This is a genomic window from Sphingopyxis solisilvae (assembly GCF_015475875.1).
Taxonomy (GTDB): Bacteria; Pseudomonadota; Alphaproteobacteria; order Sphingomonadales; family Sphingomonadaceae; genus Sphingopyxis; species Sphingopyxis solisilvae.
This window is the reverse complement of the sequence record NZ_JADKYM010000020.1, coordinates 43110-53737: the sequence shown is the minus strand read 5'-3', so window position 1 is coordinate 53737 and position 10628 is coordinate 43110. Positions and strand designations below refer to the sequence as shown.

The following is a 10628-nucleotide window of genomic DNA, read 5'->3' as shown; positions in this document are numbered from 1 at the left end:
AAGAAAACCCCCCGCCGGATCGCTCCGGCGGGGCTCGTTTCTGTCAGCGCAAGGCCGGGAGTAAGGCTTACGCCTCGCCCTCACCCTCCGGACGATCTTCGACCATCACGTCGTCGGTCGTGAAATCCTCACCCTGCACCTTGCCCAGCGGATCGTCGCCCATCGCGGCTTCCGGGCCTTGCGCCAGCTCGGCGGCATGCTCGGCAGCGGCGCTCGCCGGCGCGATCAGGTCCACCTGGTTCGCGGCGCGCATGGCGGCACGCAGCGCGGCATCCTTCGACGAGGCGGTGACGCGGACGCGGTTCATCGCCGCGCCCGTACCCGCCGGGATCAGGCGGCCGACGATGACATTTTCCTTGAGGCCCATCAGCGAGTCGACCTTGCCCTGCACCGACGCTTCGGTGAGGACGCGGGTCGTTTCCTGGAAGGACGCCGCCGAAACGAAGCTGCGCGTTTGCAGGCTCGCCTTGGTAATGCCGAGGAGGACCGGGCGGCCCTCGGCCGGCTTGCCATTCTTCGGCAGCTTGGCGTTATATTCCATCATCTCCAGATAATCGAGCTGCTCGCCCGGCAACAGCGTGGTGTCGCCGCCGTCGGTGATCTCGACCTTCTGCAGCATCTGGCGAACGATCACCTCGATGTGCTTGTCGTTGATCTTCACGCCCTGCAGTCGATAGACTTCCTGGATTTCCGCCACCAGATATTCGGCCAGCGCCTCGACGCCCATGACATCCAAAATGTCGTGCGGGTTCGGTGAACCGCTGATCAGCGCGTCGCCGCGCTTGACCTGGTCGCCTTCCTGCACTTCCAGCACCTTCGACTTGGGGATCAGATATTCGATCGGATCACCTTCTTCCGGAACGATCGCGATTTTGCGCTTCGCCTTGTAATCCTTGACGAATTCGATGCGGCCGCTGATCTTGGCGATCACCGCATTGTCCTTTGGAATGCGCGCTTCGAACAGCTCGGCCACCCGCGGCAGACCGCCGGTGATGTCGCGCGTTTTCGACGCTTCGCGGCTGACACGCGCCAGCACGTCGCCCGCCTGCACCGTCTGCCCGTCCTCGACCGACAGCATCGTGCCGACCGCGAGCAGGTAGCGCGCGGCTTCGCCCGACGCATCGTCGAGCAAGGTCAGGCGCGGCTGCAGGTCTTCCTTCTTGGCACGGCCCGCCGAACGATATTCGATCACGACGCGCTGGGCGATGCCCGTTGCTTCGTCGACCTGTTCGACCAGCGTCTTGCCGTCCAGCAAGTCCTGATATTTCACGACGCCCTGCTTTTCGGTGATCAGCGGCATGGTGAACGGATCCCATTCGGCAATCCGGTCGCCCTTCTTCACCTTTTCGCCGTCCTTGTGCATGATCTGCGCACCATAGGGCAGTTTGTGCGACGCGCGTTCGCGGCCTTCGCTGTCGATGATCGCGATTTCGCCCGAACGCGACAACGCCAGACGGCGGCCGCGCTGGTCGACGATCGTCGCCATGTCGCGATATTCGATCGTGCCGTCCGAAATCGCTTCGGCGTTCGACTGCTCGTTGACCTGCGCCGCACCGCCAATGTGGAAGGTGCGCATCGTCAGCTGCGTGCCGGGCTCACCGATCGACTGGGCAGCGATGACGCCGACCGCTTCGCCGATGTTGACCGGGGTACCGCGGGCGAGGTCGCGGCCATAGCATTTGCCGCACACGCCCAGCGTCGCTTCACAGACCAGCGGCGAACGGATCTTGACCGACTGAACCTCGGCATCTTCGATCCGCTGCGTCGTCGGCTCGTCGAGCAACGTGCCGACGGGCGCGATGACATTGCCGTCCTTGTCGACGACATCTTCCAGCGTCGTGCGGCCCAGGATGCGCTCGCCCAGCGAGGCGATCGTCGAACCGCCCTGGATGATCGCGCGCATTTCCATACCGCGGGTCGTGCCGCAATCTTCCTCGATCACGACGCAATCCTGCGACACGTCAACCAGACGGCGGGTCAGATAACCCGAGTTTGCCGTCTTGAGCGCCGTATCGGCCAGACCCTTGCGCGCACCGTGGGTCGAGTTGAAATATTCAAGAACGGTCAGACCTTCCTTGAAGTTCGAGATGATCGGCGTTTCGATGATCTCGCCCGACGGCTTGGCCATCAGGCCGCGCATACCCGCGAGCTGCTTCATCTGCGCCTGCGAACCACGCGCGCCCGAATGCGCCATCATATAGATGGAGTTGATCGGGGCGAGACGGCCGTCGTCGAGCTTCGGCGTCGCGCGGATTTCATCCATCATCGCGTTCGCGACCTTGTCGCCGCACTGCGACCACGCGTCGATCGCCTTGTTGTACTTTTCCTGCTGCGTGATCAGGCCGTCCTGATACTGCTGCTCGAAATCCTTCACCAGCGCGCGGGTTTCGTCGACCATCGCTTCCTTCGACGCCGGGATGATCATGTCATCCTTGCCGAACGAGATGCCGGCCTTGAACGCGTTGCGGAAGCCCAGCGCCATGATGGCGTCGGCGAACAGCACCGTCTCTTTCTGGCCGGTGTGGCGATAGACCTGGTCGATCACGTCGCCGATTTCCTTCTTGGTGAGAAGGCGGTTGACGACGTCGAAGGGCACCGTGTGCGACTTCGGCAGGCATTCGCCGATCAGCATGCGACCCGGCGTCGTTTCGAAGCGCTTGAGATACTCATTGCCCTTTTCATCGGTCTGCGGGACGCGGCTGATCACCTTGGTGTGCAGCGTCACCGCGCCGATGTGCAGCGCCTGATGGACTTCGGCCATGTCGGCAAGCAGCATACCCTCGCCCGGCTCGCCTTCGCGCTCCAGCGAGAGGTAATAGAGACCCAGCACCATGTCCTGCGACGGTACGATGATCGGCTTGCCGTTCGCGGGGCTCAGGATGTTGTTCGTCGACATCATCAGCACACGCGCTTCGAGCTGGGCTTCCAGCGACAGCGGGACGTGGACCGCCATCTGGTCACCGTCGAAGTCGGCGTTGAACGCGGCGCAGACCAGCGGGTGCAGCTGGATCGCCTTGCCTTCGATCAGCACGGGCTCGAACGCTTGGATGCCGAGGCGGTGAAGCGTCGGCGCGCGGTTCAGCAGGACCGGGTGCTCGCGAATGACTTCGTCGAGGATGTCCCAGACTTCCTTGCGTTCCTTTTCGACCCACTTCTTCGCCTGCTTCAGGGTCATCGACAGACCCTTGGCGTCGAGGCGCGCGTAGATGAACGGCTTGAACAGTTCGAGCGCCATCTTCTTCGGCAGGCCGCACTGGTGCAGCTTGAGTTCCGGCCCGGTCACGATGACCGAACGGCCCGAATAGTCGACGCGCTTGCCGAGCAGGTTCTGACGGAAGCGGCCCTGCTTGCCCTTGAGCATGTCGGACAGCGACTTCAGCGGACGCTTGTTGGCACCCGTGATCGTCCGGCCGCGGCGGCCGTTGTCGAACAGCGCGTCGACGGCTTCCTGCAGCATGCGCTTTTCGTTGCGCACGATGATGTCCGGCGCGCGCAGTTCCATCAGGCGCTTCAAACGGTTGTTGCGGTTGATCACGCGGCGATAGAGGTCGTTGAGATCCGACGTCGCGAAGCGGCCGCCGTCGAGCGGCACCAGCGGGCGCAGTTCGGGCGGGATGACCGGCACGACTTCCAGGATCATCCATTCGGGACGATTGCCCGATTCGATGAACGATTCGACGACCTTCAGGCGCTTGATGATCTTCTTGGGCTTCAGCTCCGACTTGGTCGTCGCGAGCTCTTCCATCAGGTCGACGCGCTCCTGCTCCAGATCGAGATTCTCGAGGAGCACGCGGATCGCCTCGGCGCCGATGCCGGCCGAGAAGGCATCTTCGCCATATTCGTCCTGCGCGTCGAGCAGTTCGTCTTCGGTCAGCAGCTGGAACTTCTCGAGCGGGGTCAGACCCGGCTCAAGAACGATATAGGCTTCGAAGTACAGCACGCGCTCGAGCTGCTTCAGCTGCATGTCGAGCAGCAGGCCGATGCGCGACGGCAGCGACTTCAGGAACCAGATGTGCGCGACCGGCGCGGCGAGCTCGATATGGCCCATGCGCTCGCGGCGCACTTTCGTGACCGTGACTTCGACACCGCATTTTTCGCAGACGATGCCCTTGTATTTCATGCGCTTATACTTGCCGCACAGGCATTCATAATCCTTGATCGGACCAAAGATGCGCGCGCAGAACAGGCCGTCGCGCTCGGGCTTGAACGTGCGGTAGTTGATGGTTTCGGGCTTCTTGATCTCGCCGAACGACCACGAGCGGATGCGTTCAGGGCTCGCGATGCCGATCTTGATCATGTCGAAAGTTTCGGGCTTCGCGACCGGGTTCATGAAGTTGGTAAGCTGGTTCATAATCTGGCTCCACTCTTCCCCCTTCGCGCCAGGCGAAGGGGGTGAGGAAAAATCTTATTCGGCGGCTTCGGGAAGGGCTTCCGGGCCTTCGTCGGGATCGATCTCCGCATAGGACGACAATTCGACGTTGAGGCCCAGCGAGCGCATTTCCTTGACGAGCACGTTGAAGCTTTCGGGAATGCCAGCCTCGAAGGTGTCGTCACCCTTGACGATCGCTTCGTAAACCTTGGTGCGGCCGATCACGTCGTCCGACTTCACCGTCAGCATTTCCTGAAGCGTGTACGCCGCGCCATAAGCTTGCAGCGCCCACACTTCCATTTCACCGAAGCGCTGGCCACCGAACTGCGCCTTACCGCCCAGCGGCTGCTGGGTGACGAGGCTGTACGGCCCGATCGAACGCGCGTGGATCTTGTCGTCGACCAAGTGGTGGAGCTTCAGCATATAGATATAGCCCACCGTCACCTTGCGATCGAAACGATCGCCGGTGCGGCCGTCGTACAGGTCCGACTGACCCGATTCATGCAGCCCCGCGAGGGTCAGCATGTTGGTCACATCGGCTTCCTTCGCACCGTCGAACACCGGGGTCGCGAACGGCACGCCAACCCGCAGGTTTTCGGCCATTTCGACGATGTTATCGGCATCGCGCGACTTGATGTCCTCGACATATTCGGCGCCATAGACATTCTCGAGCGCATCGCGCACCGCTTCGGGCATCTGCCCGCCGGTCGCGTCGGGATTGGCATCACGCCATTCGTCGAGCGCCTTGGTGACGCGCTGTCCCAGACCGCGCGAAGCCCAGCCAAGGTGCGTTTCCAGGATCTGCCCGACGTTCATGCGCGACGGCACGCCCAGCGGGTTGAGCACGATATCGACATGCGTGCCATCTTCCAGGAACGGCATGTCCTCGATCGGCAGGATGCGGCTGATCACGCCCTTGTTGCCGTGACGGCCGGCCATCTTGTCGCCCGGCTGCAGCTTGCGCTTCACCGCGACGAAGACCTTGACCATCTTGAGCACGCCCGGGGCGAGTTCGTCGCCGCGCTGCAGCTTTTCGACGCGGTCTTCATATTTCGCGTTGATGCGCTTGATCGCCTCGTCATACTGCGCCTTGATCGCTTCCAGCGCGGTCTGCGCGTTGTCGTCGACCACCGCGAGCTTCCACCAGTCGGCACGGTCGAGTTCGACCAGCATCTCTTCGGTGACCGTATCGCCCTTCTTCAGCCCCTTCGGCACCGCGCTGGTCGCCTGACCGATCAGCAGGTCCTTCAGGCTCGAGAAGGTCGCACGGTTCAGGATCGCGCGCTCGTCGTCGGCGTCCTGCTTCAGACGTTCGATCTCTTCGCGTTCGATCGCGATCGCGCGCTCGTCCTTGTCGATGCCGTGACGGTTGAAGACGCGGACTTCGACGACGGTGCCCGACACGCCGGGCGGCAGACGTAGCGAGGTGTCGCGCACGTCGCTGGCCTTTTCGCCAAAGATCGCGCGCAGCAGCTTTTCTTCCGGCGTCATCGGCGATTCACCCTTGGGGGTGATCTTGCCGGCCAGAATGTCGCCCGGGCCGACTTCGGCACCGATATAGACGATGCCCGCTTCGTCGAGGTTGCGCAGCGCTTCCTCGCCGACGTTCGGGATGTCGCGGGTGATGTCTTCCGGCCCCAGGCGGGTGTCGCGCGCGGTGACTTCGAACTCCTCGATGTGGATCGAGGTAAAGACGTCGTCTTTCACGATGCGTTCGCTGATGAGGATCGAGTCCTCATAGTTATAGCCGTTCCACGGCATGAACGCGACGAGCACATTCTTGCCCAGCGCCAGTTCGCCGAGCTCGGTCGACGGACCGTCGGCGATGATGTCGCCGGCCCGGACCACGTCGCCCACCTTCACCAGCGGACGCTGGTTGATGCAGGTGTTCTGGTTCGACCGCTGGAACTTCTGCAGGCGATAGATGTCGACGCCCGACTTGCCGGGTTCGACCATGTCGGTCGCACGGATAACGATACGCGTCGCGTCGACCTGGTCGATCACGCCGCCGCGGCGCGCCGCGATGGCGGCGCCCGAATCGCGCGCAACCGTCTCTTCCATGCCGGTGCCGACCACAGGCGCTTCGGCCCGCAGCAGCGGCACAGCCTGACGCTGCATGTTCGATCCCATCAGCGCGCGGTTGGCGTCATCGTTCTCCAGGAAGGGGATCAGCGACGCCGCGACCGAAACCAGCTGCTTCGGCGACACGTCCATCAGCGTGATCTGCTCGCGCGGCGCCATCAGGAATTCGCCCGCTTCGCGCGCCGAGATCAGCTCGTCGATAAAGCTGCCGTCGGGGTTGAGGTCGGCATTCGCCTGCGCAACCGTGTGCTTCTGCTCTTCCATTGCCGACAGATAGACGACCTCGTTGGTCACCTTGCCATCAACGATCTTGCGGTACGGGGTTTCGATAAAGCCGTACTTGTTCACCCGCGCAAAGGTGGCGAGCGAATTGATCAGACCGATGTTCGGGCCTTCCGGCGTTTCGATCGGACAGATGCGGCCATAGTGGGTCGGGTGAACGTCGCGAACTTCAAAGCCCGCACGTTCGCGCGTCAGACCGCCCGGCCCGAGCGCCGACACGCGGCGCTTGTGGGTGACTTCCGACAGCGGATTGGTCTGATCCATGAACTGCGACAGCTGCGACGAACCAAAGAATTCGCGCACCGCAGCGACCGCCGGCTTCGCGTTGATCAGGTCGTTCGGCATCACCGTCGACACATCGACCGAGCTCATCCGCTCCTTCACCGCGCGCTCCATGCGGAGCAGGCCGACGCGATACTGGTTTTCGAGCAATTCGCCGACCGACCGGACGCGGCGGTTGCCGAGGTTGTCGATATCGTCGATTTCGCCCTTGCCGTCCTTCAGGTTCACCAGCTCCTTGACGACGGCCAGAATGTCGTCGCTGCGCAGCGTCGTCACCGTGTCCTCGGCATCGAGGCCCAGGCGCATGTTCAGCTTGACGCGGCCCACCGCCGACAGGTCGTAACGCTCGGGGTCGAAGAACAGGCCGCCGAACAACGCTTCGGCGGTTTCGCGCGTCGGCGGTTCGCCGGGGCGCATCACGCGGTAGATGTCGCTCAGCGCCTGGTCGCGGTCCTCGGCCTTGTCGGCCTTCAGCGTGTTGCGGATCCACGGACCGGTATTGTTATGGTCGATGTCGAGCAGGACGAGCTTGTCGATGCCCGCCGCGTCGATCTTTTCGAGGTTTTCGGCCGACACTTCGTCACCGGCTTCGATGTAAATCTCGCCGGTCGACTCGTTGATCAGGTCATAGGCCGAGTAACGGCCGAAGATTTCCTCGGTCGGGATCAGCAGCGTGTCGAGCCCGTCCTTTGCCGCCTTGTTGGCCAGGCGCGGGCTGATCTTGTGCCCGGCGGCAAACACGACTTCGCCGGTCTTGGCATCCACCACATCGAAAGCCGGCTTCGATCCGCGCCAGTTTTCGACCTGGAACGGAACCTTCCAGCCGTTTTCGGCGCGCTCGAAGACGAGGCGGTCATAGAAATGGTTGAGGATTTCCTCGCCCGACATGCCCAGCGCATAGAGCAGGCTGGTGACCGGCAGCTTGCGCTTGCGGTCGATGCGGACGTTGACGATGTCCTTGGCGTCGAATTCGAAGTCGAGCCACGAACCGCGGTACGGAATGACGCGGGCAGCGAACAGGAACTTGCCCGACGAGTGGGTCTTGCCGCGGTCGTGGTCGAAGAGCACACCCGGCGAACGGTGCATCTGCGACACGATGACGCGCTCGGTGCCGTTGACGAAGAAGGTGCCGTTCTCGGTCATGAGCGGCATGTCGCCCATGTAGACGTCCTGCTCCTTGATATCGAGGACCGAACGGGTGTCGGTTTCGCTGTCGACCTCAAAGACGATCAGGCGCAGCGTGACCTTCATCGGCGCCGCATAGGTGATGCCGCGCTGACGGCATTCCTCGACGTCATACTTCGGCGCTTCGAGTTCATAATGAACGAAGTCGAGCTCGGCGGTACCGGCGAAATCGCGGATCGGGAAAACGCTGCGCAGCGTTTTTTCGAGGCCCGAGACATAGCCGATCGACGGATCCGAGCGCAGGAACTGCTCATAGGATTCGCGCTGCACCTCGATCAGATTGGGCATCTCCACCGCTTCGTGGATATTGCCGAACAGCTTGCGGATACGCTTGCTCGCCGTCGCTTCGAGGGCCTTGCCCACCGACTTCGCCTTGGTCGCCATAAGTGATTGTCTCGCCTGTCAAAAAATCGAATCGCGGGCGCATCGACGCGAAAAAAGCCGCAGGCAACCGTTACCGGTTTACCGCAGCTTTCCAACGCGTATCGTAATCCCCGCCGATCTATTCGTACAATCCGCTGCGCAAGGCGGACTCTATCTCGAACGACAGGGTGTGACGGCGATATAGGTTTGGGGGAGCAAAGTGTCAACGGGCCGATCGCAAAATGCCGCGTTCTGAGAGACGGTTTTGGGGCTGGGAGCGGCCATCCCGGTTGCGAGCTGATTTCCCCTCCCGCAAGCGGGAGGGGCAGCGAGACTTACGAACTTGTTCGTTAGTCGCAGCGGGGTGGGCCTTCTCAACGTCGTCGCCCACCCCCAACCCCTCCCGCCTGCGGGAGGGGAGAGGAAACGTCCACTATCGACCCTTTGCAGCCACCCCGATCCATCGACGCCGCCCGATCCGCGGCTCAGAAAATACCCTTCAGCAGCCCCGCCGGATTTTTACGCAGCGCCGCCTCCTCCCCCGCCATATAGTGAAATATCCCCTTCAATGCCTGCTCGGTCACTGATCGCGACAACCCGTCGCGCGACAGGCCGGCGCCCGCCAGCATGGGATTGCTTTGCGAAAGCTGGTCGAGCTGGCGAAACGCTCCCACGTCCGCCAGTGCCGAACCGACGAGCGGGGACAGCTTGCCGAACAAGGTGTCGCCCGCGCTCGACTGCAAATATCGCGTTGCGCCGTCTTTCTTCCCCACCAGGGCGGGCGCATCGCTCCAGCGCAGATCGTCGATTGCCGACCGAAAAATCGGCTTTGCCTCGCCCGCCGCCCGCCCCCCGGCATCGTTCAGGCTTTTGGTCAAATTGGTGGTCAGCCCCAGTCTGTCGCCCATGCCGAACAGCTTTGACGCCGCCTTGCCACCCGCACCCGGCAACAGGATACGCACCGCGGCATCGCGGTAAAAGGCACCCGGCACCGCCAGCTTGTCGAGGGCACCATCGGAAGCACCGCCAATCAGCCCCTTGACGCCGCCGCTCGGCAGTCTTGCGAGCGCCCAAGGCGCCTGCGCCAGCGCCGCCACACCAACCACTCCGGCGATCAACATGCGCCGCGCAATTCCTGATTCGTCCGACTCCATCGCGCGCTCCCTTCGGCCCGTTCATCCGCCGCGCGCAACCTAACAGCAAATCGCTCCTGGCCAAAGGGCATGACACACGAACGGCAATGACGTTCGCCATGCCGATTTAGCGGCTGTGATCCACTATTTCCTCTACTTGTCGCTGCTTGGGCACGGCTCGTCAGCACGTGGGCGGCTTTTGCGGCCCGACGCGCGTTCGATGGAGGAATGTTCCATTTATCATCCTCAAGGAGACCACAATAATGCGCAAATTTACTGGCTTGATCGCTTCCCTTTCGCTTGGCGCGGCCGCGATTGTCGCCGCTCCCGCAATTGCGCAGGATGCCGCGACGGCGACCGTCGAACTGTCGGCGGGTACCAAGGTTTTTGATTCGGAGGGCGCCGAACTCGGCACTGTCACGGCCACCCAGGACGCCAACGTCGTCGTCGACCTTGGCGCTGGCAAGCAGGTGACGCTGCCCAGCAATGCCTTTGCCCAGCTGGAAAAGGGCCCGACCATCGGCGCCACCAAGGCGCAGGTCGTTGCCGCGGTCGATCAAGCCGCCGCGGGCAGCGATGCCAAGCTGGCTGCCGCGCTTCAGCCGGGTGCCGACGTCCGCAGCGCCCACGGATCGGCGATTGTCGGCAAGGTGAAGCTCGCCGAGGCCGATGGCGTCGTGCTGACCACGTCCGACGGCGACGTCAAACTGCCGCGCAACGCCTTCTTCGTCGGCCAGTCGGGGCTTGCAACCAGCTTCACCGCCGAACAATTCGCCGCTGCGGTTGCGCAGGCCACTGCCGCCGCGACGTCGCAGCCGGGCGCGACGGCCGAGGCTGAAACGGAGACGCCGGGCACGCCGGCGAACTAAACTAGTGATCGGCTGACAAACAAAGGGCGCGGGAGTTGGCTTCCGCGCCCTTTCCCGTGGCCG

4 protein-coding genes are annotated in these 10628 nt (G+C 62.9%); 1 reads left to right on the top strand and 3 read right to left on the bottom strand.

The window, feature by feature from the left end; genetic code table 11:
- Positions 1–67: 67 nt before the first annotated feature.
- The 3 genes from rpoC to IR187_RS13275 form a co-directional block, all read right to left on the bottom strand.
- Positions 68–4351, bottom strand: coding sequence for a DNA-directed RNA polymerase subunit beta' (gene rpoC, locus IR187_RS13285; RefSeq protein WP_194955064.1), 4284 nt, complete (start codon positions 4349–4351; stop codon positions 68–70).
- Positions 4352–4405: 54 nt separating this feature from the next.
- Entirely contained in the window at positions 4406–8584 is a 4179-nt protein-coding gene (gene rpoB / locus IR187_RS13280) for a DNA-directed RNA polymerase subunit beta (protein ID WP_194955063.1), read from the bottom strand.
- Between the two features lie 464 nt (positions 8585–9048).
- Entirely contained in the window at positions 9049–9684 is a 636-nt protein-coding gene (locus IR187_RS13275; protein WP_194955062.1) for a DUF4197 domain-containing protein, read from the bottom strand.
- 275 nt (positions 9685–9959) lie between these two features.
- Between IR187_RS13275 and IR187_RS13270 the strand changes: the two genes are divergently transcribed.
- Positions 9960–10565 (top strand): hypothetical protein, encoded by a 606-nt coding sequence (locus tag IR187_RS13270; RefSeq protein ID WP_194955061.1) that lies wholly within the window; start codon positions 9960–9962, stop codon positions 10563–10565.
- Positions 10566–10628: the final 63 nt, after the last annotated feature.

Bases quoted from the DNA above. Each gene is read 5' to 3' on its own strand.
- IR187_RS13275 (WP_194955062.1), bottom strand. From the start codon at position 9,684: ATGTTGATCGCCGGAGTGGTTGGTGTGGCGGCGCTGGCGCAGGCGCCT.
- IR187_RS13270 (WP_194955061.1), top strand. From the start codon at position 9,960: ATGCGCAAATTTACTGGCTTGATCGCTTCCCTTTCGCTTGGCGCGGCC.
- rpoB (WP_194955063.1), bottom strand. From the start codon at position 8,584: ATGGCGACCAAGGCGAAGTCGGTGGGCAAGGCCCTCGAAGCGACGGCG.
- rpoC (WP_194955064.1), bottom strand. From the start codon at position 4,351: ATGAACCAGCTTACCAACTTCATGAACCCGGTCGCGAAGCCCGAAACT.